The following is a 24,766-nucleotide window of genomic DNA, read 5'->3' as shown; positions in this document are numbered from 1 at the left end:
CCCTCGTTCCTCGGATTCTCGCATCAAAGAATATTCGATCTGGGCTCGACGGTCAGCCCCAACACGGACGCGATACCCGATAGCACGAGCATTTGTTCTCTATCCGGCCCTTCCTGTGGGGTGATCCCTATAGAAATGGCGACCGCAGCGGACGTCACTCGTGCTTTCAGGTATGGCGTCGCAGCGTCCCCTGGACGGGCCCGTCCAATGAACGGAGCAGTGCGCCGATCGCAACAGCGGTTGTTGTCGTCTCCATGCCGCGGGCTGCCAAACCGCGGTTCGCGTCCTTCAATCCGTGCATTGTCCTACCCAGGTAGAGTTCGCCCTTGGCAGCCTTCCCGCTCATTCCACGAAGATAAGCCCCCGGCTTCCGGACGTCCCCTGACCGGAATTTCTGGATTGTCGCAATGACCGAGGCTGCTGCCCCTCGGACACCCATAACGCGGCACGCTTCCTTCCAAGCATGTGCGGGAATTCGATGCTGCGTCGTAAGTCTCTCCGCAGTAGCGACCACGACACCCCACGGCCGATCGCCGTGTAGCAGGTCCGCGCAAATGTCAGGAGCCACTTCGGCCAAAAAGGACGGAGTTACCCCATGAACATCGAGGTCCCTCTCCACCTGCGTTTCCTCCCCAGAACGGAGCGTGACGGATCCGCGACTACTGCTCATCGCTGAGCCCCTACCTGTATCTGCGTTAGCAGGTTGAGTTTGGTTTGTAGTTGTTATGTGGGCGAAACCGCCTTCATCCATGCATGAAATTTCCTGTTCTTCTTGTGCGTCCGCTGCGGCCAGCGCCCGTCTAACCTCCTCGCTCAATTTTCGCTCTCTCTCCTCCATTTGCTCCACGGACGAGCGAAGGAGAGCGGGATCTCTCGACCCCTTCAGCTGGGCGGCTGCCATGTGGACGAGGGCAAGCTCGCGATTGGCGTCGGCGGTCGGCAGTCCACTATCAATCACGCTCTGGACCATCTCCCGGACCTTCCGCCGGCATGCCTTCAGACGACGATAGAGGATTTCCAACTCCCGGTCCCTTGCCGCGCCCGCCTCAGCGATTTGCACGAGCTCACGATGCCGCACGCCGATCGGGGCAAGAACGATCCCGTAAGCCCACCGAATGTTGCCATTGGCATCTCGCTGCCCACCCCGATGGCCGTTCGGGCTATCGCGGAAGGCGATCAATCCGAGCTGTTGGGCCTGCTTCAGGATGTTCTGTACCTGCCTCACCCCGACGCCCAGCTTCTCGGCGAGAAGCGCGTTGCTGGGCCAAACCACGGGCGTGGCGCCGGGCAGCCAATCCTGGGGCTTAGTCCACGAGAACAGCAGATCGATCAAAGTAACGATCCGGAGCGGAATCCGCTGATAGCTCGCAGCCCTCTTCAGGGCGGTGAGGGCTTTACCCGGTGAAAGAGCATTTTCGAAACCGGCGAACTTCGCGGCGAACTCGTCCGCAGTTGCAGCGGCCTGGTCAAACTTGCGCAATCCTACCCCAGGGCGAAGGGCACGAGTCATCGTTCGGTTCTCCGGTAATGGAGACCGTGCAGGCAAAGAGATCTCGTGGCGCGGTAACGGCGCACGAGGATCTGCTTGTTCAGCGATGGTTTAGAGGTCGCTCATTGAGCGGCTTTAAACCCATTAAACCTGGTCGGCATCGGGCCGGTGGTCGCGCTCTGCTCGGATCTCCTGTTTGCGATCGGTGCCATCAGCGGCGGTAACTTTGTCCGCCCCAAAGGGTCGTAGGCACGATAGCCACTGCGAACTCGATGGGTCTGCACCTTTGGTTCGTGCTATCAGGTATACCTTCCAGCAAAAGTTCGTGCTTTCGGGTATCGCGTGCCGCTCCGCTCGTGCTTTCGGGTAACGCGTCAAGTGCGGCCCTCGTGCTTTCGGGTATCGCGTGAGCTCCGATTCGGCCCGGTCTGTCTGTCCCAAGGCCTGGGACGCTTGCCTCGTCCACGATTCGCGCTGCAACAGGCCCTGGATGTTCGGGAGGTGTTCCTTCTCATCGACGTCGCACACCCAATCGGCGCGCTCGTGCTATCGGGCATCGCGTCTCCAAAACGTTAGCGTTTTGAGATAGATGCAGACCATACCCGAGGTCGAATCTTAGAGAATTGGGTTGAGGGTCTTAGCTGATTGGTGACCTGGACTAGCGCTGAGCTCCAGGGGACTCGTGCTTTCGGGCATACCGTCGACCGGTAAGCCCGCTCGGGCTCCCGCGCTTTTCGAGCTCGGTCTAGGCTGCCTCTTTTGCGGTTTGTCGTGGCCGGAGTGCGATCTCAACAGCCAGCTCGCGGAGCCAATTACGCTTATCTCACGAGCAAATGACAGGCGCGACCCTGCGAAGTCAGTAATTCGACACTGCGCTCAGCGCTATGCGTTGGTCTTTGCGGTGAGCGAACCCCCGATAGTCAACTTCCAGACGCTCCAACACGACTTGCTGGATGTGTCTCCCGTGCGTTGGGTAAATGTCAGAGGCTTCGAGACCGTCGATCATGGCGAGGAGGTCGAATATTCTTTCGGGCAGGCCCTGAAGCGCGTTCGATATAAGCATCGCTATGTTGGTGTAAGTGTCGTGCTCTACCTGCGGATACTCCCTAATTAGCTGAATAGACAGCGCGGCCTGGTAGTATCCAACGTTTAGAACGTCGAGCAGAACATAGACCTCCCCCAGCTTGATCGGGGAGCGCTTTGATCGATCATCGTTGAAGATTCGACCCAAACGGCTTTTGGTAAGCCGCCGTCGAGACGCCGCCTCGATATCCCTGTAGCTGAGCTTCTGCTCCTTGATAATTGCTCCCAAGAAGTCGGCGTACTCGACCTCCGCTCTACCGCACTCGTCCGCGGATCGCTCCGCAGTGGGCACTGACTGCATACGAAACCCCCTGTTCTGGACAGGGAAAAGTAGCCATCAGCCGTCCCATTTTGCAACCTAAAATGATTTCGTCATCAACCGAGCGGAGCTATCGGATAGGTACTACTTTCCCGTCAGCACGCTTTGCGGCAGCTTTGTAAGCCTTAGCTTCTAGCATCGACAGACCGAATTTCGTTACGAACTCAGTTCTGTTCTCCTCGACTACAAGGTCAAAGAGCAGCAGCGAGACCGCGTTAGCGAAACTAACGCTATCGCCCAAAAGTTTTTCTATCTCCGGTATCGAGTCATCGATCGCGTCATAGCTGGATTCGAGAATGGTGATTTTCAGCGGTAACTCGCCGTCCGTTGGAATGATTTCTAGATGCTTCTTCAAGTCTTCGGCACGATAGTTTTTGTGCAATTCACTCGCACTAGCGCATCGTTCATCGATGATTTGGCTGAGGCTGCCGAACGTCAGCTTGCTGTTGGAGAACAGGCGAATGCACTCGGTTATCAGCCGAAAATATCCCGAGGAGATATTCCAGCTCCATTCGCGACTTGCCTGTTCCATCAAACCTCAATGCCCTTTTTTATGCCCCCAACGGGCCGCTGCGACATCCCCAAGCGTGCCGCACGATGTTGTCGTTAACAGCCGGTTATAGGCTCGCCGAAGCGGTTGATCGAATCGGAATTTCGCCGGGATCGCCGCTAGTCCCACTTTCGGGACGCAGTCTCACCAATTGTCGGAGTAGATCTTAGCATTTGTCCCGGCTTTGGGACATGAGATCCGCGAATCATAATCGCGTAGCTTCCAATCGTTGAAATGCTCTTAATTGTATCAAGTTCCGGCGAGTTTGTTTGCTCCGGAGAATCCCGGTGAGCCAACCTTGGCTTGGGCGCAGTGACCGCGCTCAGTCCAAGGAGAACTTTCTTATGAAGACTCTGTTCACCGCCCGTCGCGCCGAGACCGCCGGTCTCGTTGCCACGGCCGCCATCGCCGCTGCTATGCTGGCGGGTCCGGCGTTCGCGGGCGCCGACACGACGTTCGACACCGCGCTGACCCAGTTCACCAACTTCCTGCAGGGCTCGGGCGGCAAGATCATCACCGTCCTCTCGCTGGCCGGTGGTGTCGTGGGTCTGGCCTCGGGCCGCTTCTCGCTCAGCCAGGTCGCGATCCCGGTGGGCGTGGGCGTCGGCGCCGGCACCGGCATTCCGATCGTCACCTCGACCGTCACCGCGACGATCTGACCGTCTGCTCCGGCGAAGTCGGCAGCTTCGCCGGAGCTCTTCGAGAAGGTGGCGCGATGGCAGACAAGTACGTGATCCACTCGCATCTGGACGATCCTGAGCTGATCGGGTTTTGGACGCTGGACGAGTTCCTCGCGATGATCATCCCCTTCGTGTGGGGGATCCTCTCTCAGCACATTCTCATCGGCATTGTGGCGGCATTCGCTGGCTGGTGGGCGCTGCGGAAAGCGAAAGCTGGGAAAGCGACGTCTTGGCTGATCCATCTGGCGTACTGGCATCTCCCAGGAGGGTTTCCCTCCGTCAGGGCCACGCCACCTTCCTACCTCCGCGTGATGGTGGGCTGACATGGATTTCACCTATCAGCATGGGCAGAGCCAGCGCGTCCTCCGCCAGCGCAATCTGCTCGGCATTGCCGTTCTCGCTCTCGCAGGCGTCATCGGCATTATGCTTCTCGTCTCGGCCACCCGGCCTCGCGAGATCGTCCTGCAGCCGGTACTTCGCTCGCCGCTGCTCCTCAGCAGCGCGGGCGTCTCGCGCGAATATCTGGAGCTGGTGACGCGCGACACCGCGGTCCTGGTCCTCGATCGTTCGCCGAGCAACCTCGACTATTGGATGAACTCCGTCCTCGATATCACCAGCGCCAAGGCGCACGGGAAGATCAAGGCGGACCTGCTCAAGGTCGTGGACGAACAGCGCAGCTCGAGCATCGCGCAGTTTTTCACCATCCAATCGATGACCGTCGATCCGAAGAACCTTCGTTCGACCGTCACCGGGCAGCTCCACACCATCGTGGGGCAGAAGATCATCTCCAACGACGTCCGCACCTTCCAGCTCGATTGGGAGTATAACGGCGTCTCGTTGAAGCTCGCTGGCTTCGGGATGGTCGTCGATCCCAAGTCGCGAAAGGCACTTCCATGAACTACCTGGCCATTGGTAGCGCGGTGCTCGGCGCCGCGCTCGTCTCGCGCCTGTGCATGCTCAGCCGGATGCTCGGCGCCGCGCTCCTCGGTGCGGCGATGTTCCTGTTCTTCGCTCGGCCCGCCCTCGCGGCCGATCAGACGGTTCAGGCCTCGGATGGCGGGCAGGTCTCCTGCAACGCCTCGGCGAAGGACCTTACCCGGATCAGCCTCGTCGAGGACGAGTTCTCGAGCGTCTCCAAGATCAACACGGGCAATCCGACCGACGACTTCTCGGTCGTTAATGAGCCCGTCCGCGGCGACATCTATCTGTCGGTGCCCGAAGGCTTCACGCGCCCAGCTCTCTCGTTCTTCGCGACCAGCAAGCGCGGCTACGTCTACAAGTTCGTCTGCCGGGTCTCCGGCGCCGATGCGGTCCAGGTCTTCATCTCGAACCCGGCGATCGCGAAGGCAGAGGCTGCGGAGGGCGGCACCGCCGTCAAAGCAGCACAGCGCTCGCCGCAGGACGCCGCCGTCGACCTCGTGCAGGCGATGTACACCAATCGGGTCCTCGACGGCTACGAGATGCGCCAGCGCTCGCTCCGCCCTGTCTATGTCGGCAACCTCAAGGTCCAGATGATCGCCGAGTACCGCGGCGATGAGATGACGGGCCGTGTGCTCCGCATCGAGAACAAGGGCACCGACGAGGCGCTGCTCAACGAAGCGACCGTCGCTCCCTCCACCGCGCTCGCCGTGTCGATCGTCCAGCCCAAGCTCGCCGCTGGGCAGGTGACGACGGCGTATCTCGTCTCTCGCACCACTGGGAACTGACCATGGGCTTTTCCGACATGTTCTCGCGCAACCGGAAGGCGCTGGATCCGGCACCAACCGACAGCACCGTCTCGCCGGTTGCCGGTGACCTGGGCGGCAATGATGCCGTGAAGAAGAAGCAGCGGATGATGTTGGCAGGTGTCGGCGCCGTCGGTCTCGTCGGCGCTACCTTCTGGATCTTCGGCGGTGACGGCAAGCCCAAGGCCGATCCGGACAAGCCAACCGAGGTGACGGTTTCCACCAAGGATCTGATGAACCGCAACCTCTCCGAGCAGGAGTGGATGTCGCTCTCGGAGAACCGGTTCCAGAGCGTCGACAACCAGCTTAAGGCGGCCAACGGCACTAACTCGCGCGTCGACCAGCTCCAGCAGCAGCTGGATCAGCTGAAGTCGCAGAACCAGTCCATGAGCGCGGATGGTCAGCGCGTGGTCAGCGCTTATCAGGCCGAGAACGAGCAGCTGCGCCGCCAGCTGAACGAGCGCGCCGCGGCTCCCGCGCCTGCGGTGGCCGGCCCCGCTGCCATGTATGGTCCGACGGGCCAGCAGCTCTATCAGCGGCCTGACGCCAAGGGCGGTCCGAAAGGGGCCGCAGATGCAGGTCCGCCCCCGGCCCCTGCCCGCGCGAACGAGATCAAGCTGGTCTCCTTCACGACGGCCGACACGGGCACGGCGAAGAAGGTCGAGAAGGGCAACACGGTTTACACGGACAGCCCGAACTATCTGCCGCCCAACTCCTTCGCGACGGCCCGGGTTATCGTCGGCGTCGACGCAACTGCCGGCACAAACAGCCAGACCGATCCGATGCCGGTGGTTCTCCGCGTGACCGGCCCTGCCCGCAGCGTCTTCGCCAACGGCAAGCTCCTCACCACCAAGATCCAGGGCTGCCTCATCAACGGGGCAGCGCGCGGCGAGCTGTCGAGCGAAAAGGTCTACGTAAAGCTCCAGAAGATGACCTGCCCGCAGCCGGGTGGCCGATATGCGGTCAGCGAGGTGAAGGGCTTCATCGCCTTTGGCGGGAAGGCGGGCGTTCGCGGCCGCGTGGTGAGCCGTGAAGGCTCGCTCGTATCGCAGGCCTTCCTCGCCGGCCTCGTCGGCGGCTTCGGCCGCGGCTTCTCGGCCAATGCGCAGCAGTCTTTCATGGCGCCGAGCGTCACCGTGAACGGCAAGCGTCAGCAGCTCAGCGTCGAGGACATCGCGCAAGGCGGGCTCGGCCAGGGCGTCGCGCAGACCGGCGATATGGTCTCGAAGTACCTTATCGAGCGCGCCGAGCAGTACCAGCCCGTCATCGAAATGCCGACGGGTATCGATGTCGAAATCGTCTTCCTGGAGGGCGTCCATGTCCGCAACTGAGAATATGGATCTGCGCAGCAAGAAGCTGCGCAACGTTGGTGTGACCGCGCTGCTCGGTATCATCAGCTTCGCTGGTGCCGCGTGGGCGACGCCGAGCCTCCTTCCCCACCTCTCCGGCGCTTCAGTGCGGCAGGACAAGGTGGTCGAGCTCCTCAAGGCCCGCCTGCCCAAGACGCAGATCACGAAGGTGAACTGCGAGAAGGTCAACGGCCTGTGCGAGGTGACCGCGGGCACGACGCTCTTCTATGTCGACCAGAGCGCCCGCTTCCTCGTCATCGGCCGCGTCTACGACATGCAGACGCAGCAGGATCTGACCGCGGTCCGCCTACTCGAGATGAACCCGGATATGCTGGTCGGGGGCGCCGCCAAGGCGGCCAACGCGGGGGGTGACGGCGACAAGGATGCGCCCATCACCCGCTCGGCCAAGGCCCCGCCCCCGGCCATCAAGCACCTCGACTTAAGCGGCTTGCCCCAGAGCGGCGCGATCGCGTGGGGCAAGCCCTCGGGGACGACAGTCACCGTCTTCAGCGACTTCCGCTGCAGCTACTGCCGCGCGCTCAGCAACAGCCTGCGCGACATGAATGTTCGCGTTGTGGAGCGGCCGATCTCGACCCTTGGCAGCCGCGAGCTCGCCAACCAGGTCTACTGTGCGAAGAACCGCGAGAAGGCTCTGCACCAGGCCTACGCCGGCGAGCCGGTCCAATCGGGCGGCTCCTGCGACACCTCAGGCCTCGATGCGAACGAGAAGTACGCCCGCGCCAACGGCCTCGCCGGCACGCCCGTCATCGTCCGCTCCGATGGTGCCGTCATCGAAGGCTACCGCCCGAAGGAGTTTTTGAAGGCCTGGATCGATGGAGGCCGCTCGTGAACGCGAACCTAGCGCGCGCCGCGCTTCTCCTGGCCAGCGCTACCGCGCTGTCCAGCTGCATGGGCCTCAGCGGCAACATCAAGGGCAGCTTCACCTGCGGCGCGCCTGAAGGTGGCAGCTGCGCCCCGACGTCGATCATCGACGACAAGGCGCTGTCGATGATCGCAGGAGACGAGGGCGACACCCAGCTCTCCCCAGCTGGCCCCTACAGCGCTCCCAAGGACGCGGCGCAGACGATCCGCGCGGTTGCCTCGGTCAATCCGGCGCGCACGGGCGAGAAGGTGCTTCGGATCGTCTTCCCGTCCTACATCGACGGCATCGGACGCCTTCACGAGCGGTCGGTCGTGCATGCCGTGGTCGACCGCGGTGACTGGCAGAGCGCTGCCGCCCTGGACGCGGTGGCAACCAGCCCCGCCGAGGTTGCTGCCGCCACCGGCTCTGGCACGCTCCTGGCCGCTCTCGAGCGCGCAGAAGTGCCCGGGGCCGACGGCGACGACGCTGCGATGCCTGATCCTGCTGCGGTCGAGGCGGCACGATCGCGAGCTAGCGCATCGACGGCGCCCGCTCCTTCGGATCCGATCGGCGCGATCAAGGAAGACGTGGCGCGGCGGCTCTCGCCCGCCAGGCCCTCCGAGGCGGTCCGCTCCACCAACGCCGGCACCAACCCGCTCCCCAAGGTGTCGCTCAACCTCCCGTCCGCCAAGCCCAACCCCACTTCTTCCGCGCCCCTCGTCCCTGCTCGGGCGAACGGCACAATCGTGCCGGCGCGGGCGACAGAGGCAGGTAAGGCGGCGATCGGCGCGATGAACGCCAATCCGCTTATCCGCTCGGCGGCTGCAACCCTTGAGAGCGACACGCGCGCCGCAGCCGGCTCGGTGCCGGTGCCGACGCTTCACGCGCCATCCTTCCCCGGTGTGACTGGAGGAAATCAATGAGCTTCGTGCGCAACATGCTCAACCTGATGCTCGGGGATTCCGCGACGCCGGAGTCCGAGCGCCCCTCAACGGCGGTGCCACGCTTCTGCAACTGGCTGCCGTATCGAAGCTTCGATCCCAAGACGAACATCTTCTACAATGCCGGTTCGCGCGGCTTCGTTGTTGAAGCGACCCCGATGGTCGGCGCCAGTGAGCGCACCGGCGAGATCATGACGCAGTTCCTCTCGGAAGCTGTGCCGGCACCTGGATCCTTGGAATTCCACTCCTGGCAGAGCCCGCGCGTGGGCGGCCGCCTCTCCCAGTGGTACATGCCGCGGTACGCCGCCGCCGGCATCTACGAGCGCATGGCAAAGCACCGCACGGAGTATCTGCAGAACGGCGTTTGGTCCTCGCTCTCGTCGTCCTCTCCGATGCACCTGCGAAACCACCGTCTCCTCATCGCCTATGCGACGCCGGAGACGAGCCGCGTCACGAACGAGGAAATCACGGCGACGCTCGATGCGTTGCTCGCCATGCTGGAGTCGATCAGCGTCCACGCGAGGGCGATTGATCCTGCCGGCCTGATCGGGTGGATCGACGACATCATCTCACCGACCACGGCGCCGGGTGACGACACGATCGCCTACAATCCCTTCGATCCGATCGCAGATCAGGCAGTCCGCCAGGACCTCGAGATGAAGATCGAGCCGGACCGCGTTCTCCTCCGCACCGAGCGATTTCGCCCCACGGGTCGCACCGTCGATAACGCACCGGAGATCGGGGAAATTTACCCTGACGTATTCGATGTCCGCAGCTTTTCGGTCCGCAATCTGCCTCCGCGCTGGGCCCCTTGGGACAGTGCCAAGCTCATTGGCGACATCTTTGCCGACAAGCTGCGCTTCCCCTGCCCCGTCTCGACCAACCTGCTGATCGACTTCCCGGATGCCGAGGCGGAGGCGCAGCGCGCGGGCCGCAAGTTCCTGCGCACGACCTCCCTGGCCGACAGCAAATCGGCTCGGCTGCTTCCCCAGCTCAAGGACCAGTCCGCCGAGTGGCAGCACGTCCGCGACGAGCTCCGCCAAGGTCGCAGGCTGCTGCAGGTGTTCTACTCGGTCACCGCATTCAGCCCCATGGGCAAGGGCGACGCCAACGAGCGCGTGCTGAAGTCGATCTACCGGTCTGCCGGGTGGGATCTGCTCGACGATCGCTACCTGCAGGTTCAGGGCCTGCTCGCGGCCATGCCGATGACCATGAGCAACGGTCTCTCCTACGACCTGCGCAACATGAAGCGGATGCGGACGATGCTCAGCACGACCGCTGGCAATCTGGCACCGATGCAAGGTGAGTATCTTGGTGGGCACATCCCGCACCTCATGCTGATCGGTCGTCGTGGCCAACCCTTCTACTGGTCGCCATTCGAGAACAGCGCCGGCAACCACAACGTTGCGGTCTTCGGCAAATCCGGGTCGGGCAAGTCGGTCGCGCTCCAGGAGCTCTGCGCGGCGCTGTGCGGGGCCGGATCCAAGGTGGTCGTGATCGATGACGGTCGCTCGTTCGAGCACTCGGCCAAGCTCCAGAATGGCGCGTTCGTCGAGTTCACCATGTCCTCGGGGTTCTGCATCAACCCCTTCTCGATGATCGACCCGGTGCAGGCCGAGAACGACGAGGATTACCTCCTCGACTGCCTGGCGATGCTCAAGTCGATCATCAGCCAAATGGCCCGCCACATCGACAAGCTTAACGATACCGAGCGCGGCCTCATCGATGGGGCGGTGAACCATGTCTGGTCGACCAGCGGCCGTCAGGGCTCGATCGATGAAGTGATCGAGGCGCTCAACGGCGCCGGCACGGATCTGTCTCGCGACCTCGGCATCGCCATGCGGCCGTTCTCGGCCGCCGGCACCTATGGCCGGTTTTTCCAGGGCGAGGTGTCCTTCCAGCTGAAGGCGGATCTGACCGTCTTCGAGCTGTCGGACCTATCCTCCCGCGAAGAGCTGCGCTCGGTGGTGCTGACCGCCATCATGTTCCTGGCCAGCCAGATGATGCGTAAGGTCGATCGCTCGATCCCCAAGGCCCTGCTCCTCGACGAGGCCTGGCAGATGCTGAAGGGCGGCTCCATGGCCGACTTCATCGAGGCCTATGCCCGCACGTGCCGCAAGTATGGCGCGTCGCTGGTGACCGCGACGCAGAGCCTCAACGACTACTACAAGTCTGATGGCTCCAAAGCTGCACTCGAAAACAGCGATTGGTTCGTCATCCTTCAGCAGAAGGAAGAGACGATCGCCGACTTCAAGAAGCACGACCGGTTCGAGATGGACGATCACACCGATGCACTCCTGCGCTCGCTGAAGCGGCAGGGCCGAGAGTATTCGGACATCCTCATCAAGGGTCCGGACATGCTGGCCACGGGCCGCCTTGTGCTCGACCCCTATTCGGCAACCGTCTTCTCTTCGAGCCCCCAGACCTTCGCCGATATCAAGTCGCTGATGGCCCAGGGCCTCACCATGGAAGCGGCGATCGAGCGGATCGCCTTCCCCGACAATCCCGAGAAATGGAGCGGCGCCGACACTGGCCTCGCCATGGCAGCGGAGTGACCGACATGTCGCTTGCAAACACAGAACCCAAGGTGGTGCATCTGCACCTCAGGCGTCAGCCTGCGAAGCCCGACTATGGCTTCGTCGCGTACGCTTTCCTCCACTTCGCCGGCTTCATTGCCACCACCCTTCTCATGACGATGGGCGTGTTCGTCCTCGCGTTCCTGGCGATCGGTGACTTCTCGATCGACGGCATGATGCACCACCTCGCGAACCTTTCGTCCCGCTACATCGCGGCCGACGCGGGCCGCGTGGCGAGCTTCAAGCTGATGATCGGCAGCGCCGGAATGCTGATCGCGCTCGCGATCATGTTCTTCCGCCGCGGTGCGATCTTGCCGCCGCGTACCCCCGCATCCTCGCTCGCAGGAGGCCAGACCCATGTCTGATGTGATCGAGAGCACCGAGCCCGCTGCTTCGCCGGCCCCGTCCGCGACCTCCGCGGTAGAGGTCAAGCGGGCTCGGACCGTCTTCGCCGGCTACACGGCCGCCCAACTGCTCCTTGGCCTGATCATCCTGGCGCTCGCGATCTGGGCGATCTGGGTCACGCGCACGCTGATGATCCCGCGTGAACAGCACATCGTCCGAGCAGACCTTTCCCGGATCGTCGGGGAGTATGTGACCGCGCAGTCGCGGACGCTGACCCCGCCCGAGCGCGTGCAGACCGAGATGAAGCAATTCATGTCATCGCTCGATGCGGAGCTTGGCCGACGCGGGGCGAAGGGCCAGGTGGTGCTAGTCGGCGAGGCAGTCCTGTCGAAAGGCGTCCCTGACATTACCGACGACGTTGCAAAGGCGGTGTACGCCTCTGGCGTCAATCGGCCGAAGCCTGCCTCTGAGGCGGAGCTGCGCGCGGCGATCCAGCGCCAGCAGATGCAGGCTGGGCAGCAACCGGCGCCGCAGCAGCAGCTCGCCCCGCAGATGCCCGCCCCTGCAGCTGCGGCACCCGACATGAGCGGCTTCGGAGCGCCGCAGGGCGCCCCGGCATCCGCAGCGCCGTCCAACGGACCCGTCGGCGCAGCCATGCAGTCCTTCGGAGGCCCCGATGCCGGCGGCTATTGAGGCAACCGCAGCGGTGCCGCAGCGCTGGCGGCCTCGCAAGCACCTTTGGGCGGCGGTGGCGCTGATGATCGGCGGCACGGCGTGCTACCAGGGCATCAGCGCGTGGAGGGAGGAGCATGCCTTCCTGATCAACCGCACAGATTCCCTGCCGGTCTGGGCCTTCTGGATCCACAAGAACCACATGCCGCAGCGCGGTCAGTATGTGTTCTTCAAGCCACCCGCCAATCCGCTGGTCGTTCGACACTTCGGGAACAAGCCGGAGATGTTCGGCAAGATCGTCTACGGCATGCCGGGTGACACGGTGACCCACCAAGCCGCCAACGTGTTCGTGAACGGCAAGCTAGTCGCACACATGAAGCCTCTGACGAAGGCCGGCGAGCCCCTGACGGCGGGTCCGACGGGCAAGATCCCCGCCGGCTGCTACTATGTCGGCACGCCGCATAAGGACGGCTTCGACAGCCGTTACGCCGAGATCGGCTATGCGTGTGCCGGCAAGATCATCGGCACGGGAGTGCCGATCCTATGAAGCGCGCCCTCGAATCCGTCGCGATCGTGGCTCTGCTCTCGGTCAGCCTCACCTCGTCGATCCACGCCAGTGATCACGGGACGATGGGGCAGACCTTTCCCATCATCGAGCCCGATCTGCTCGCGACGATCGAGGGCCGCCTCAAGCACCTCCAGGCAACCGGCGAGATCGACCGCATGAACGCGGCCTTCGCCAAGCGCGCCGAGCAAAAGGTTCGCCGCCCTGTGCCGGTGGCAGGTATCTCCCGCGCGACCGAGGCGCGTGTATGGGACTATGATCCGTCCGTGTCGGTAGACCACGATGTCCGCGACACGAAGGGCAACATGATCGCTCGCGCTGGGCAGGCCGTGAACCCGCTCGACTTCGTGACGATGCATCAGGCGCTTGTCTTCGTGGACGGCGACAGCAAGTCCCAGATGGCCTGGGCGAGTGAGCGCTACAGCGATCTCAAGGCCAAGATCATCCTCGTCAGCGGCGCGCCGCTCGAGGAAATGACCAACCGCCAGCGGCGCTTCTATTTCGACCAGGAGGGCCGCCTCACCGGCCGCCTCGGCATCCGCCACACGCCGGCAGTCGTGGAGCAGACGGGCCGCGTGCTCAAAATCTCCGAAATCGTCCTCAAGGGAGCCGACTGATGCCTCTCTGGCTCGACATGCTGCGCACGCCCATGGCAGCGCCCGAGACCCCTGCCCTGCGCGCCGATCGCCGTATTTGGCAGGCGCTTTGCGTCGCGTCAGCGTTCGCGGTCCTGCTCATCGCTCCTCTGACCAAGATGCTGGGCGCCGCCGCCGCCGTGCTGGTCGGTGCTCTCCTCGTCATGACCCTCATCAAGACCGGCTTCTACCTCTCAAGGAAGAAGGTCGCGGACGATGCACACCTGGAAGCAGTGACGCGGGAGGTCCTGTGAACTGGCACGTCGATCCTTGGGATATCGTCTCGATGATCGTGACCTTCGTGTCCGGAGCGGTGGTCCTCATCAATGTCGCCGAGCTTCGGCGATCGCTCGGACCGCGGAAGTGATGCGCGCCGAGCCGCCCTTCAACCGTGCTGGAGTCTCTCCGCATGACGCACCTTTCGCGCCTGACGAGCTGGTGGCCGAGCATTCTCCTATTCGGCGCGCCGACTATCGCGCTCCTCAGCTTCGTTCTGGTGAGGCCGCAGTGAAGATCCTGCGCCACCTCCTAGTCGTGTTCCTTGCGGTCTTCGCAGGTGCGACGATCGCGCCGAGCGCGCGCGCCCAGGTGACGACCTGCAGCGGCCGCTTCGTGAACCCCATCACCGATGTCTGCTGGTCGTGCCTCTTCCCGCTGTCGATCGGCGGCCTGTCGATCTGGCCGAGCACGCGCCCCGACACCAGCAACCCCGCCCTCCCAATCTGCGCTTGCGGCTCGCCGGTCCCGCGCATCGGCATCGCCGCCGGCTTCTGGGAGCCCGTCCGCCTCGCCGACGTCTCGACCAAGCCCTGGTGCTTCGTCTCGCTCGGCGGCGCCAAGATCGCTCCCAACTTCAACATCGGCAACGGCTACGTTCAGGGCCCGTCGCAGATCGGCGGCAAGTCGCAGAGCACGTCCAAGTGGCACGTCCACTGGTATATCTACCCGCTGCTCTACTGGATGGAGATCCTCACCGACTTCATCTGCTTCGAGCAAACCAGCTTCGACATTGCCTACATCACCGAGATCGATCCGCTCTGGCAGGATGACAGCCTCACCACGATCCTGAATCCCGAGGCGGTCCTCTTCTCGAACCCGATCGCGCAGGCAGCGTGCGCCGCGGATTGCATCGCGGGGACGGTCGGCTTGCCTCTCGATCCGCTTTTCTGGTGCGCCGGCTGTCAGGGCCCGATGTACCCGGTGAACGGCAATGTGCCGGCGCATGTCGACCATGTGCAGGCCTCGCGTCTCGCCCTCACCCGCTTCGCGTTCAAGCTGCACCGGGAGGGCTTGGCCTGGGGCACGATGGGCTCGGCGGGCCTGTGCAACAAGTATCTGATGCCGGTGCTCCGCAAGCAGCAATACCGCGTCCAGATGACCAACCCGATTCCGACCGTCTTCGGTCCCGGATCCTGTGGGCCGCTTGGCGGCTCGACGCTGCTCCCCACGACGGGCCGCGCCTTCCCCGTCATCGGCGAGGACATGGGCTACCTCGTGTGGCGCAAGCGCAACTGCTGCGTGCTTTGAGGAGACACCAGACATGCGCCGCTTCCTGATCGTAGCAGCTGCCCTCGCCGCCGGCGCCGGCATTCAGGCGCTTGCCCAGAATGCCCCTGCGGTGATGCAGCAGGTCCAGGACCTCGATGTAAACGCCATCCAGAAGCGAGCAGCGGCCATGCAGGAGGATGCCGCCAAGTTCGCCGAGCACGTCCGCAACCGCGGCGATGCCTTCCGCAAGGAGGCCCTCGAGATGCAGGACAAGCTGCCGCAGACCTTGACGAACCTGGCCAAGGCAGACCTTCCCCGCGGGCCAGAGGGCGCCTTCGACTTCAACGAGATCATCAAGGGCGCGAGCCAGAATGCGACCGCGACGCGCGGCCAGGCTCCGCAGATCATCGCCTTTGCCAGCCTCTCCATGCCGCCGGAATCGCTGCGCCGCATGATTGCGGACACCACCAAGGCCGGTGGCATCGTCGTCTTCCGCGGCTTCCCGAACAATTCCTTGAAGGAGTTCAGCGCGGCGATGCGGAATGTCGTCAAGAAGGAGGATCAGCTCTCCAACGTCGGCATCGATCCCCGCCTCTTCCGCGCCTTCAATGTGCAGGCCGTACCCGCCTATGTAGCGGTCTCCTCCGACTTCGACCTGTGTTCGGGCTTCTCCTGCCGGGACAAGGTGCCGCCCTATGACCGGATGACCGGCAACGTCACGGTTCGCTATGCGCTCGAGACCTTCTCTGATGCGCGCGGTCCCGGTGCAGCCGTCTCCAAGATCGCGCTGGCGAACATGGCGAAGGCCGGGTCGTGAAGCGCCTCGTCCTCACCCTTCTCGTCTCGGTCGCGCTCGGCTCGGCCGCCGGCGTGGCGCAGCAATCCGCGCAAACGACGCAGCATGCTCGCGATGAGGGCAATTCTTTCGGCAAGGCCACTCGTGCCGGCGCCGACAAGCCGACGAACGGAATGGAGTACGAGGTGCCTGGCTATGCTGGCACCAATCTCCCGCAGACCGGCTATTTCAATAACCCGGAACAGCTGACGACCGACGGCACGATCGCGGCGCAGGGCAATGAGACCTTCGATACCGTCATCGACAAGCAGGGGACGCGCGCGCAGTTCACCAACAACGAGCTGATCGACACGACCAAGCGGGCAACCGCCGTTGAGCAGGATCCGAACAGCTACCTGGGCGGCGAAAGCCTCGGCGGCTCGCAAGGGAGCTGCAAGCCCCTTCCCCCGGGTGCTGGCCAGAAGGGCTATTATGAGGCGACCTGCAACCAGGGCTCCAAGCCTGAGGAACGCCAGGAGAGCTGCACGAGCCGAATTGAGACAGAGGTCAAGAACACCGAGGAGTTCAAGTACCTGGTGGTGCCGAGCAACGCCTACGGCACGCCGCTTACGCGTCAGTCGCAGGTGGACCCGCTCGTCGCCTCGGGTCAGTGCCGTGCGTCGGGGGCCTCCTATGGGGGCTGCACCGCGCACGACATGTTCGGCTTCGCCCGCAACAAGTTCTGCGGCGACTTCACCGCGCGCGAGTACATCTGCAAGGCCGACTTTCCGGAAATGGCGACCTTCAGCCCGAGCAAGACGGGCTATAGCTGGTACGCCAAGCAAGGCACCAAGACGGTTGACGTCCATCGCACCACCACGTGCGGCGCGCTCGACGGCGACCCCAATTGCACCGCCCAAGGCGCTGAGGTCTGCACGGAAGGCCCCGAGACCCGCGTGATCGAGGGAGTCTCCGTCACCCAGAGCTGCTGGGCGTGGTCCAAGCCTTTCACCTGCCAGCGCATCGTGAAGGCGAGCGACTGCAGCACGCTCGACGGCGATCCCAAGTGCAAGTTCCTCCGGGACGAATGCCTGGACGATCCGCAGTCTGGCGCATGCCAGGTCAGCCAGCGTGTCTACAGCTGCCCCCTGCCCGATGCGCCGGCGCCGGGGCAGAGCGAGTATATCTGCGGCAACGACGTCTACTGCATGAACGGCAATTGCGAACCGATCGAGCGCGAGGCCTCGACCGAGTTCAAGGACGCGCTCGTCGCGCTGAACGCCCTCGGTCAGGCAGGCAAGGAGTTCGATCCGGACAAGCTGACCGTGTTTACCGGCGAGCGCGACACCTGCAGCAAGCAGATCTTCGGCGCCTCCAATTGCTGCTCCGGCAAGGGCGTGCCGCTGCTCACGCCGTGGCTTTGCAGCTCGGCCGAAAAGGAACTGGATAAGAAGGACGACAAGGGCCTTTGCTACAAGGTCGGATCGTACTGCGCGTCCAAGATCCTCGGCGTCTGCATCACGTCACGCGATGCCTATTGCTGCTTCGGGAGCAAGCTCAGCCGCATCCTACAGGTTCAGGGCCGCCCCCAGATCAACAAGCCGTGGGGGAGCCCCAAGAACGAGCAGTGCAAGGGCTTCACGATCGAGGAGTTCCAGCGCCTCGACCTGTCGAAGATGGATTTTTCCGAGGTCTATGCCGAGTTCACCGAGGCCGTGAAGCTTCCGGATGAAGTCCAGACCATGACCGACATCCAGAAGAAAATTCAGGACTATTATGACCTTAACACCGGCAAATGACCTGCCCGTGGCGACGCCGCGGCACCCTTGCGCCATCGACCTGTCGGTGCTCGAGCTTGCGACATTCATGCGGGTCTATCGCTCAGGTAAGCCCAGCTCGGCCGAGGAAATCGCCGCCACGCTGAGCATCTGGTTCCGCTGCGACATCATCGGCGCGGATCTCCGAGACATGCTCGTCGGCATGGTCAGTCGCGGCTTTCTCGCCAACCATGCCCGCGGCTTCGTCCGCGCAACCAGCCACGGCCGCCGCCATGCGCGGCCGCATCTCTACGGCGTTGTCCAGATGCTCGATTCCGGCACGAAGATGCTGGACGCGGCCGTCATGCTCTCGCTCGTCGGCATCGCCGCCCACGAGCTCGACGGCGAAATCGACAATGAAACCATCGTTGATTGAGGGGAAGGATCTCTCGATGCGCAAACTTGTGAGCCTCACTTTCGCCGCCCTGATCGGGCTCGGCACGCCGATGCACGCTGCCGCGCAGACTGAAGAGCCCGATGCCCAAACGGTCGACCAGGACAGCGCCGGCGACGTCCAGCAGGGCGACGACTTCTATTGCCGCGAGCGCCGCCTCGGACAGTGGTTCTACTGTGAGCGCCCGAAGGTGGAGAAGCCGAAGCAGCAGCAGGCGGCTCCCGCTCCTCAGAAGACGGCAACGGAGCAGCTGGCGGCGATCGGCAAGGAGCTGGACGAGCTCAAGGCGCGTGCCGTGCTCAATCCCACGGAAGAGAACATCATCGCCTATGTTCGCTTTCAGCGCGAGCAGCTCGATCGCGCTTCGCTGTTCTCCGACACCTGGCAGCGCGCGCTCTGGCAGAACCCCGACATCGACTACACGCTGCAGCGCCCCGTCTCGACGGTCGGCAAGCGCGCGTGGACCGATAACCGCAAGGCGGACCGCACCCAGGCCCTGCAGCACCTGAGCCAGCGCTACGGCATGTTCTACTTCTTCGCGCAGTCCTGCGGCGCCTGCGAGGTGTTCGGCCCGATCCTTCGCTCCGTTGCCGACAGCAACGGCATCGCGGTGATGGCCGTCTCGATGGATGGCGGCCCGAGCAAGGACTTCCCGAATTACGTCGTAGATTCCGGCCAACGCGCGAAGATGGGTGTCCCTGGCAATGTGACGCCGGCGCTCGTCCTCTTCGACACCGCCACCAAGCGGACGGTTCCGATCGGCTACGGCATCCTCACGGCCGACGAAATCATGGATCGGATCTTCACCCTCACCCAGACCAAGCCCGGGAGTGACTACTGATGCGCCCTCCCCTTCCCCCTCGCTTCCCCTTTCTCCGCGCCTTAGGCCGAAAGCTGTCATCGAGCGTCGCCGCGCTTGCGGCGGCCAGCATGATCCCAATCGGCATCGCCCGCGCAGACGTCGCGGGGCAGATGAACAGCTTCTTCAATGAGGCTGGCGGGGCCGCCAACGTCAGCGGCCCGTCGGCCTATCAGGGGCAGACCGCCGGCTATTACACGGGCGGCAATGTCTGGACGCGATTCCCGCAGAAAAGCGTCTCGCCCTTTAACCTGCAGTTGCCGAGCGCGCGTGCCGGCTGCGGGGGCATCGACCTGTTCACCGGCTCCTTCTCGTTCATCAACGCCTCCGAGATGATCGCCATGCTGAAGGCGACGGCGAACAACGCCCTCGGCTTCGCCTTCAAGCTGGCGATCGACAGCGTCTCGCCGCAGATCGGCAAGGTGATGAGCGAGTTTCAGCAGGCCGCTCAGCAGATGAACCAGATGAACATCTCATCGTGCGAAGCGGCGCAAGGCCTGGTGGGCTCGGTCTGGCCGAAGATGCAGGGCGCTCGGTCCACGATTTGCACTGCGGTCGCTAACTCGCAGGGCAAGTTCAGCGATTGGGCTCGATCGCGCCAAGGCTGCAACGCGGATGGCGAGCAGGATTCCATCCTTGCCGGCAACAACGATCCAAAGATGGCGGATCACATCCCCGGCGAGCCGCGGAATTACACCTGGGAAGCTATCAAGCGCTCCAACAAGTTCGGCGGCTACGACACGCAGTTTTCAGAGTACCTGATGACGCTTGTTGGGACTGTTGTCGTGAATACTGCGGCAACCGACGGAACGCCTTCCATTCGCTACTTCGGTCCCGGCGAGGACGCGGTGGTCACCGCCCTACTGGATGGCACCGATGGCGGGACACCGGTCAAGATCCTCAAGTGCGACGAGGACGTGAAGTGCCTCAAACCGACCGAGCAGAACCTGACCATTCCGAAGGCATCCGCGCTACGTCAGCGGGTGAAGGACATGATTGCGTCGATGAACACCAAGATCCGCTCGGATCAGGCGCTAGATACGGCCGAGATCCAGCTCCTCAACATGTCTCCCCTGCCCCTCTACAAGATCCTCGCCGTGCAGGCTTTTGCGCATGCAAGACTCGACCCGTCCTCCGAGGATGCCTTAGCCGAGATCGTGGCGGTGAGCCTTCTCGCTGCCATGATCGACAACATGCTGGATCGCGTCACGCAAGCGCAGGTCTATTTCCAGCCTGCAGATCAGGCGACGGCTGAGACTTGGCGCCAGCAGCTCCGGGAGGCGCGCGGCAAGTACGAGCAGCGCGAATACAAGATCAAGGACACGGTGCAGATGACCGAGATGATCATCAACCGCTCCGTAATGCTCGAGTCCACCCTCCAGAACACGCTCTCGCCGGGCATGGCCGCCGCGCTGAACTTCTCGCGCGGCCTCAATGCCCAAGGCCTCAAATAGGATCGGGAAGGCACGCCATGCTCGAGGTGTTCACGATCGGCGGCGGCGAGTACATCGTCAACGTCTTCAATGCGGTAGCGGCTTGGACCGGCGGCGGCGGTTATAAGTCGCTGATCAAGGTCGTGATGGTGATCGGCCTGATCTACTCGCTCATGGCCGTCGCCTTTTCGATGAATGTGCGTGCCTGGCTCAACTGGTTCCTGACCGCCACCGGCATCTACCTCTGCCTCATGGTGCCAACCGTCCAGATCAAGGTGACGGATCGCATCAACCCCTCTCTCGCACCCGCAACTGTCGCTAACGTCCCTCTGGGGCTGGGCGTGATGGCCAGCTTCACGAGCCAGGTCGGAGACTATCTCACGCGGACGGCGGAGACGGTGTTCACGATGCCGTCTCAGCTCAACTATTCGACCAACGGCATGATCTATGGCGCGCGGTTGTTCGACGCGACGCGCAATTTCCAAATCCGCGACGCCGAGTTCGCGACCAACCTGCAGCAGCACTTCAAACAGTGTGTGTTCGGCGACATCATGCTGCACCATAAGTCGCTCACCGACCTCGCCAACTCAAAGGACCTTTGGGCGGATCTCGGCCCGGGTTCGGAGGCGCGCGGCCAGTCCTGGCTCGAGCGTGATCCCAGCGGCGGGGGCGTAGATTCGGCCATCGTCACCTGCCAGCAGGCATATGAGATGCTGAGCGCACGGTGGCAGCCGCTCATCGAGGCGCACGCCGGCCTTTGGGGGAAGGAAGCCTACCCTCGCCTCTCCACCGCCCTCGCAGCCCAGAAGCTTAAGGAGGACGTGCCCATCACCAACACGGCCTTCACCAACGCCAGCTCCGACTACACGGGCACGATGCGTCAGATGACTGCAATCAATGCCTTCATGCAGGCGCGGGATGCGATGGCGGGTGGATCGGGCTCGGCGGCGATCGACACCTTCGCTACCACGCGCGCGGACATTCAGGCCCGGAACACCTATAACTCGATCGCCTACCAAGCGATGAGCTGGGTGCCGATCCTCAATATCGTGTTGACCGTCGTGTTCTATGCCATGTTCCCGGCCATCTTCCCCCTCTTTCTGCTGCCGCAGACCGGCGTGGGATCTCTCCGCGGCTATGCAACCGGCTTCTTCTACCTGGCGTCCTGGGGCCCGCTCTACGTTATCCTCCACATGATCTGCATGACCAAGGGCGAGTATGCCGCCCAAGGCGTTGCAGACGGCGGCGTGACGCTGAGCACCTTCGCCGGGATTGGCGCGGTGAACGCGGAGACTGCGACGATCGCCGGCTTCCTGGTGATGAGCGTGCCGTTCATGGCTGGTGCCCTCGCCAAGGGTGCAATGAGTGTCTCAACGCAGGCGACGTCCATGCTCGCGCCGGCGCAGAACGCAGCTGAGGCATCTGCCCTCGAGCAGACCACGGGCAATTACGCCTACGGCAACGTCAGCTACGCGAATTCGACCTCGAACATGCGCCAAAGCAACCAGTGGTCCGACGCCCCCACCTATCAGTCTGGGGAGAGCATGTTCACAGCTCGGACGGCGAATGGCGCGACGATCGCTAGCACGTCCAGTGGGGCTTCGGTGGTAGATTCGACATCGGCTATGTCGAAGCTGCCCATGAGTATAACCACGTCAGCGGGATACGTCGCTGAGCAGCGCGAGCAGGCTAGCATTCTTCATCGGCAAGCAGAGAGCCTCCGAAATGAGGCCGCCTCTATCAGAAGCCACACTTTCGGTACTAGAGACGCCCATACAATTAGTTCTGACTTTACCTCAGGCAATGAAAATTCTGCTGGCGTTCAGGGGGGAACGTCCATTGAGGCCAGCGACAGGAAGGTTGCATCCACCTTCAGTGGCCTTGAGGATCGGGATTCTATTTCTCAGGCTCAGCGCGTTACCAAGGGCCATGACCGTGGCGCCCGCTATTTCGACAACACCGACGTCCGCGTCTCCGGGGGCCTGTCGCCTAAGAGCCTCCTCGGCGGCGGCGGTGCGGCGGGTTCTCCGGCGAGCCCTGCAGAGGGCGCAGCAGGCCTTCCTGGGCAGGGCTCCGCCCCCGGCAAGTCTCGCGGACCACTCGGCCGCCTTGCTGCCTCATTGCCTGATATTAGTATTTCCAAGGGTTGGAACTGGCAGCAAAGCGACGGTCTGAATCTTGGCACCCAGGATCAGAGGTCAGCCGATGTGACCAACTCTGCCACCGGCGGTTCGCGCGACGAGCATGCTGTTACGGATAATGTGTCCACAAACGATGGGACCTACACGCGAGCGGGCGTCTTTTCGCGGCAATCGCATTCGGTCAGCGATTCACTCACCAAAGAGGAAGCTGAAAGCAGGGCGCAATCGTATGAGCGACGTGCCTCCGCCCTCGATGAGAAGGCCTCGCAGCTTTCGAACGATGCCAGCTGGGCGGAGTCCCACGGCATGCAGATCAGTGAGAATTTGAGCCAGGAGCTGCAAGATTGGTACCGGCGGGAGTCTGCTAATCTTCCCACCGGCGTTGAAGCTCCTGGTCTACACGAGACGTCTCTGCGAGCGGATCAGCGCCAAATTCGAGATGGGCTCATCTCGAGGTTCTTCGAGCAACGGCGTCAAGGAATTTACGACCTGGTCGGTGACCGACTGCAGGAGCCAAATCAGGTCCATCTCCGGTCTCCCGATGTTCGCACCGAGGCCGACGTTGCCAACCAACACCGAGGCACGGGTGTACCGTCAGTGCGGCAATCAACGCCTGATATGTTCGGTGCCGCGAAGGCGGCTGAGATCATCGGCGCTGGGAGAACGACGATCGCTGCGGAACAGCAAGCGGGTCGCCAGCTCAGAGCGGGTCATGTTATCGCCGGATCTGGCCTGCGCGGCCAAGTCGATAAGGATCTCGACCGCAGTTTTCTGACAGACCCTAAAATGCGTGAATAGGGCTCAGGTAGATTGCCGCGCAGATCCCCAGAAGCAAAGCATATCCCAGGTAGAATCCGATGAGACCGCCACGTGTGACGTTGCCAGCTTCATTTCGAAACGGCTCTATGTGTGCCTTATCTTCGTCTAAGCTAGGAGCCGCCGTTGGACGCCCCTCGGGGTCATGTAGCATCGCGGATCGCACTGGGTCGTACAGGGCCATGTCACACCTCCAGGTGGATTATCCCACGGAGCTTACATCATGACAATCCCGCAGCATGTTGGATCGAGAATTGCCCCTTTGCGTCGCTCTGAGGCGGCCGTGGCATTCTCTTGGTTCCTTGTAATCTCCCTCGGCACGATGCCCATCGCGGATCGCTTCCTCGGCCGATCGACGAGCTTAATGGGCCCTGGTTGCATTGTCTCCGTCGTTGCGATTGTCTCCGCTATGCTCCTGCGGAAACGCCATCCATGGATCCGGGTCGTTCTCCACATCTATGGCCAGATCATGATCTGGGTTTCGCTCAGCTGCGTCGCGATCGCAGCTACGCTCTTCACAGCTGGTACGAGATAGCGGGGTTTTTGGCTTGCGCCTCTGATCCGTGTGTTAACTCCGTGTCTTCAAAGTGTTGTCTTAGCACGTATTTGCAGGTTTACGACGATACGCTTTTGCGCCTTCCCAGATTTACGGCGATCCGTGGTTACGACCCGATTGAACTGCGGAATTTGGGCGAGCCAATGAACGGGCCGAGATCGACGCCAGGCTGGAGGCTCGATCACGTCGGGCCATTCTATTTGCCTCCCGCGATTGCTACACCGCTGGCACCTCCTCTCCGCCCTGCCCATCCTTATTCCGCTGCCAGTTATGAGCCGCATTGCACGTATTTGCAGGTTTACGCCGATGCGCTTTTGCGTCTTCCCAGATTTACGACGATCCGTTTTTACGACCCGACTGAAATGCGGAATCTGGCGAGCCAATGAACGGGCCGAGATCGACGCCAGGCTAGAGGCTCGATCACGTCGGGCCATTCTATTTGCCTTCCGCGATTGCTACACCGCCGGCACCTCCTCTCCGCCCTGCCCATCCTTATTCCGCTGCCAGTTATGAGCCGCCTTGCACGTATTTGCAGGTTTACGCCGATGCGCTTTTGCGGCTTCCCAGATTTACGACGATCCGTGTTTACGACCCGACTGAAATGCGGAATCTGGCGAGCCAATGAACGGGCCGAGATCGACGCCAGGCTAGAGGCTCGATCACTCGGGGCCATTCTATTTGCGTCCCGCGATTGCTA

The 24,766-nt window shown here is 62.8% G+C and carries 23 protein-coding genes; 20 read left to right on the top strand and 3 right to left on the bottom strand.

Annotated features, from left to right (window positions below; translation table 11 throughout):
* Window positions 1-166: 166 nt before the first annotated feature.
* From repC to OIM94_RS20130, 3 genes are all read right to left on the bottom strand, one after another.
* Window positions 167-1,480 (bottom strand): plasmid replication protein RepC, encoded by a 1,314-nt coding sequence (repC, locus tag OIM94_RS20140; RefSeq protein ID WP_264610228.1) that lies wholly within the window; start codon window positions 1,478-1,480, stop codon window positions 167-169.
* Window positions 1,481-2,345: 865 nt separating this feature from the next.
* Complete coding sequence (locus OIM94_RS20135) at window positions 2,346-2,873, bottom strand: hypothetical protein (RefSeq protein WP_264610227.1); 528 nt, start codon at window positions 2,871-2,873, stop codon at window positions 2,346-2,348.
* An 88-nt stretch (window positions 2,874-2,961) separates the two neighbouring features.
* Window positions 2,962-3,423 (bottom strand): hypothetical protein, encoded by a 462-nt coding sequence (locus OIM94_RS20130; protein ID WP_264610226.1) that lies wholly within the window; start codon window positions 3,421-3,423, stop codon window positions 2,962-2,964.
* A gap of 362 nt (window positions 3,424-3,785) precedes the next feature.
* Here OIM94_RS20130 and OIM94_RS20125 point away from each other — a divergent pair, with 362 nt between their 5' ends.
* From OIM94_RS20125 to OIM94_RS20030, 20 genes are all read left to right on the top strand, one after another.
* Entirely contained in the window at window positions 3,786-4,100 is a 315-nt protein-coding gene (locus OIM94_RS20125; RefSeq protein WP_066721840.1) for a TrbC/VirB2 family protein, read from the top strand.
* A gap of 56 nt (window positions 4,101-4,156) precedes the next feature.
* The gene (gene traL / locus OIM94_RS20120) at window positions 4,157-4,444 is read left to right on the top strand and encodes a type IV conjugative transfer system protein TraL (RefSeq protein ID WP_066721841.1); all 288 of its coding nucleotides are present in this window, start codon (window positions 4,157-4,159) and stop codon (window positions 4,442-4,444) included.
* A 1-nt stretch (window position 4,445) separates the two neighbouring features.
* Complete coding sequence (locus OIM94_RS20115; protein ID WP_264610225.1) at window positions 4,446-5,018, top strand: type IV conjugative transfer system protein TraE; 573 nt, start codon at window positions 4,446-4,448, stop codon at window positions 5,016-5,018.
* Entirely contained in the window at window positions 5,015-5,827 is an 813-nt protein-coding gene (locus OIM94_RS20110) for a type-F conjugative transfer system secretin TraK (protein WP_264610224.1), read from the top strand. The genes OIM94_RS20115 and OIM94_RS20110 overlap by 4 nt, the downstream gene beginning before the upstream one ends.
* 2 nt (window positions 5,828-5,829) lie before the next feature.
* Window positions 5,830-7,176, top strand: a complete 1,347-nt coding sequence (locus tag OIM94_RS20105; RefSeq protein WP_264610223.1) for a TraB/VirB10 family protein — start codon at window positions 5,830-5,832, stop codon at window positions 7,174-7,176.
* On the top strand, window positions 7,163-8,044 hold the full coding sequence (locus OIM94_RS20100; protein ID WP_264610222.1) for a DsbC family protein: 882 nt from the start codon (window positions 7,163-7,165) through the stop codon (window positions 8,042-8,044). Before OIM94_RS20105 ends, OIM94_RS20100 begins: the two co-directional genes overlap by 14 nt.
* The gene (locus OIM94_RS20095) at window positions 8,041-8,979 is read left to right on the top strand and encodes a TraV family lipoprotein (protein ID WP_264610221.1); all 939 of its coding nucleotides are present in this window, start codon (window positions 8,041-8,043) and stop codon (window positions 8,977-8,979) included. Before OIM94_RS20100 ends, OIM94_RS20095 begins: the two co-directional genes overlap by 4 nt.
* Entirely contained in the window at window positions 8,976-11,552 is a 2,577-nt protein-coding gene (traC, locus tag OIM94_RS20090) for a type IV secretion system protein TraC (protein ID WP_264610220.1), read from the top strand. Before OIM94_RS20095 ends, traC begins: the two co-directional genes overlap by 4 nt.
* Window positions 11,553-11,557: 5 nt before the next feature.
* Window positions 11,558-11,938, top strand: coding sequence for a hypothetical protein (locus OIM94_RS20085; RefSeq protein ID WP_264610219.1), 381 nt, complete (start codon window positions 11,558-11,560; stop codon window positions 11,936-11,938).
* Complete coding sequence (locus OIM94_RS20080) at window positions 11,931-12,611, top strand: type-F conjugative transfer system protein TrbI (protein WP_264610218.1); 681 nt, start codon at window positions 11,931-11,933, stop codon at window positions 12,609-12,611. Before OIM94_RS20085 ends, OIM94_RS20080 begins: the two co-directional genes overlap by 8 nt.
* Window positions 12,595-13,137 (top strand): S26 family signal peptidase, encoded by a 543-nt coding sequence (locus OIM94_RS20075; protein WP_264610217.1) that lies wholly within the window; start codon window positions 12,595-12,597, stop codon window positions 13,135-13,137. The genes OIM94_RS20080 and OIM94_RS20075 overlap by 17 nt, the downstream gene beginning before the upstream one ends.
* Window positions 13,134-13,772 carry a type-F conjugative transfer system protein TraW gene (gene traW / locus OIM94_RS20070; RefSeq protein ID WP_264610216.1) on the top strand — a complete coding sequence of 213 codons (639 nt, stop codon included), beginning with the start codon at window positions 13,134-13,136 and terminating at the stop codon, window positions 13,770-13,772. The genes OIM94_RS20075 and traW overlap by 4 nt, the downstream gene beginning before the upstream one ends.
* Complete coding sequence (locus OIM94_RS20065; protein WP_264610215.1) at window positions 13,772-14,044, top strand: hypothetical protein; 273 nt, start codon at window positions 13,772-13,774, stop codon at window positions 14,042-14,044. The genes traW and OIM94_RS20065 overlap by 1 nt, the downstream gene beginning before the upstream one ends.
* A 253-nt stretch (window positions 14,045-14,297) precedes the next feature.
* Window positions 14,298-15,317, top strand: coding sequence for a conjugal transfer pilus assembly protein TraU (gene traU / locus OIM94_RS20060; protein ID WP_264610214.1), 1,020 nt, complete (start codon window positions 14,298-14,300; stop codon window positions 15,315-15,317).
* A gap of 13 nt (window positions 15,318-15,330) precedes the next feature.
* Window positions 15,331-16,095 (top strand): type-F conjugative transfer system pilin assembly protein TrbC, encoded by a 765-nt coding sequence (gene trbC, locus OIM94_RS20055; protein WP_264610213.1) that lies wholly within the window; start codon window positions 15,331-15,333, stop codon window positions 16,093-16,095.
* Window positions 16,092-17,852, top strand: a complete 1,761-nt coding sequence (locus tag OIM94_RS20050; RefSeq protein WP_264610212.1) for a conjugal transfer protein TraN — start codon at window positions 16,092-16,094, stop codon at window positions 17,850-17,852. The genes trbC and OIM94_RS20050 overlap by 4 nt, the downstream gene beginning before the upstream one ends.
* 7 nt (window positions 17,853-17,859) lie before the next feature.
* Complete coding sequence (locus OIM94_RS20045) at window positions 17,860-18,246, top strand: hypothetical protein (protein WP_264610211.1); 387 nt, start codon at window positions 17,860-17,862, stop codon at window positions 18,244-18,246.
* Window positions 18,247-18,262: 16 nt separating this feature from the next.
* The gene (locus tag OIM94_RS20040) at window positions 18,263-19,105 is read left to right on the top strand and encodes a conjugal transfer protein TraF (protein WP_264610210.1); all 843 of its coding nucleotides are present in this window, start codon (window positions 18,263-18,265) and stop codon (window positions 19,103-19,105) included.
* Window positions 19,106-19,194: 89 nt separating this feature from the next.
* Window positions 19,195-20,577, top strand: coding sequence for a conjugal transfer protein TraH (locus tag OIM94_RS20035; protein WP_264610209.1), 1,383 nt, complete (start codon window positions 19,195-19,197; stop codon window positions 20,575-20,577).
* 17 nt (window positions 20,578-20,594) lie between these two features.
* Entirely contained in the window at window positions 20,595-23,495 is a 2,901-nt protein-coding gene (locus OIM94_RS20030) for a conjugal transfer protein TraG N-terminal domain-containing protein (protein ID WP_264610208.1), read from the top strand.
* Window positions 23,496-24,766 lie beyond the last annotated feature (1,271 nt).

The organism is Sphingomonas sp. R1, from assembly GCF_025960285.1.
Taxonomy (GTDB): domain Bacteria; phylum Pseudomonadota; class Alphaproteobacteria; order Sphingomonadales; family Sphingomonadaceae; genus Sphingomonas.
The sequence above is the reverse complement of the archived record's forward strand: the minus strand, read 5'-3'. Positions and strand labels throughout refer to the sequence as shown.

What these genes read in the sequence shown, in the direction of transcription:
- trbC (WP_264610213.1), top strand. Translation starts at nt 15,331, where the DNA reads ATGCGCCGCTTCCTGATCGTAGCAGCTGCCCTCGCCGCCGGCGCCGGC.
- OIM94_RS20065 (WP_264610215.1), top strand. Translation starts at nt 13,772, where the DNA reads ATGCCTCTCTGGCTCGACATGCTGCGCACGCCCATGGCAGCGCCCGAG.
- OIM94_RS20085 (WP_264610219.1), top strand. Translation starts at nt 11,558, where the DNA reads ATGTCGCTTGCAAACACAGAACCCAAGGTGGTGCATCTGCACCTCAGG.
- OIM94_RS20100 (WP_264610222.1), top strand. Translation starts at nt 7,163, where the DNA reads ATGTCCGCAACTGAGAATATGGATCTGCGCAGCAAGAAGCTGCGCAAC.
- OIM94_RS20125 (WP_066721840.1), top strand. Translation starts at nt 3,786, where the DNA reads ATGAAGACTCTGTTCACCGCCCGTCGCGCCGAGACCGCCGGTCTCGTT.
- traW (WP_264610216.1), top strand. Translation starts at nt 13,134, where the DNA reads ATGAAGCGCGCCCTCGAATCCGTCGCGATCGTGGCTCTGCTCTCGGTC.
- OIM94_RS20075 (WP_264610217.1), top strand. Translation starts at nt 12,595, where the DNA reads ATGCCGGCGGCTATTGAGGCAACCGCAGCGGTGCCGCAGCGCTGGCGG.
- OIM94_RS20040 (WP_264610210.1), top strand. Translation starts at nt 18,263, where the DNA reads ATGCGCAAACTTGTGAGCCTCACTTTCGCCGCCCTGATCGGGCTCGGC.
- traL (WP_066721841.1), top strand. Translation starts at nt 4,157, where the DNA reads ATGGCAGACAAGTACGTGATCCACTCGCATCTGGACGATCCTGAGCTG.
- OIM94_RS20110 (WP_264610224.1), top strand. Translation starts at nt 5,015, where the DNA reads ATGAACTACCTGGCCATTGGTAGCGCGGTGCTCGGCGCCGCGCTCGTC.
- OIM94_RS20105 (WP_264610223.1), top strand. Translation starts at nt 5,830, where the DNA reads ATGGGCTTTTCCGACATGTTCTCGCGCAACCGGAAGGCGCTGGATCCG.
- OIM94_RS20115 (WP_264610225.1), top strand. Translation starts at nt 4,446, where the DNA reads ATGGATTTCACCTATCAGCATGGGCAGAGCCAGCGCGTCCTCCGCCAG.
- traC (WP_264610220.1), top strand. Translation starts at nt 8,976, where the DNA reads ATGAGCTTCGTGCGCAACATGCTCAACCTGATGCTCGGGGATTCCGCG.
- OIM94_RS20135 (WP_264610227.1), bottom strand. Translation starts at nt 2,873, where the DNA reads ATGCAGTCAGTGCCCACTGCGGAGCGATCCGCGGACGAGTGCGGTAGA.
- OIM94_RS20080 (WP_264610218.1), top strand. Translation starts at nt 11,931, where the DNA reads ATGTCTGATGTGATCGAGAGCACCGAGCCCGCTGCTTCGCCGGCCCCG.
- OIM94_RS20035 (WP_264610209.1), top strand. Translation starts at nt 19,195, where the DNA reads ATGATCCCAATCGGCATCGCCCGCGCAGACGTCGCGGGGCAGATGAAC.
- OIM94_RS20130 (WP_264610226.1), bottom strand. Translation starts at nt 3,423, where the DNA reads ATGGAACAGGCAAGTCGCGAATGGAGCTGGAATATCTCCTCGGGATAT.
- OIM94_RS20030 (WP_264610208.1), top strand. Translation starts at nt 20,595, where the DNA reads ATGCTCGAGGTGTTCACGATCGGCGGCGGCGAGTACATCGTCAACGTC.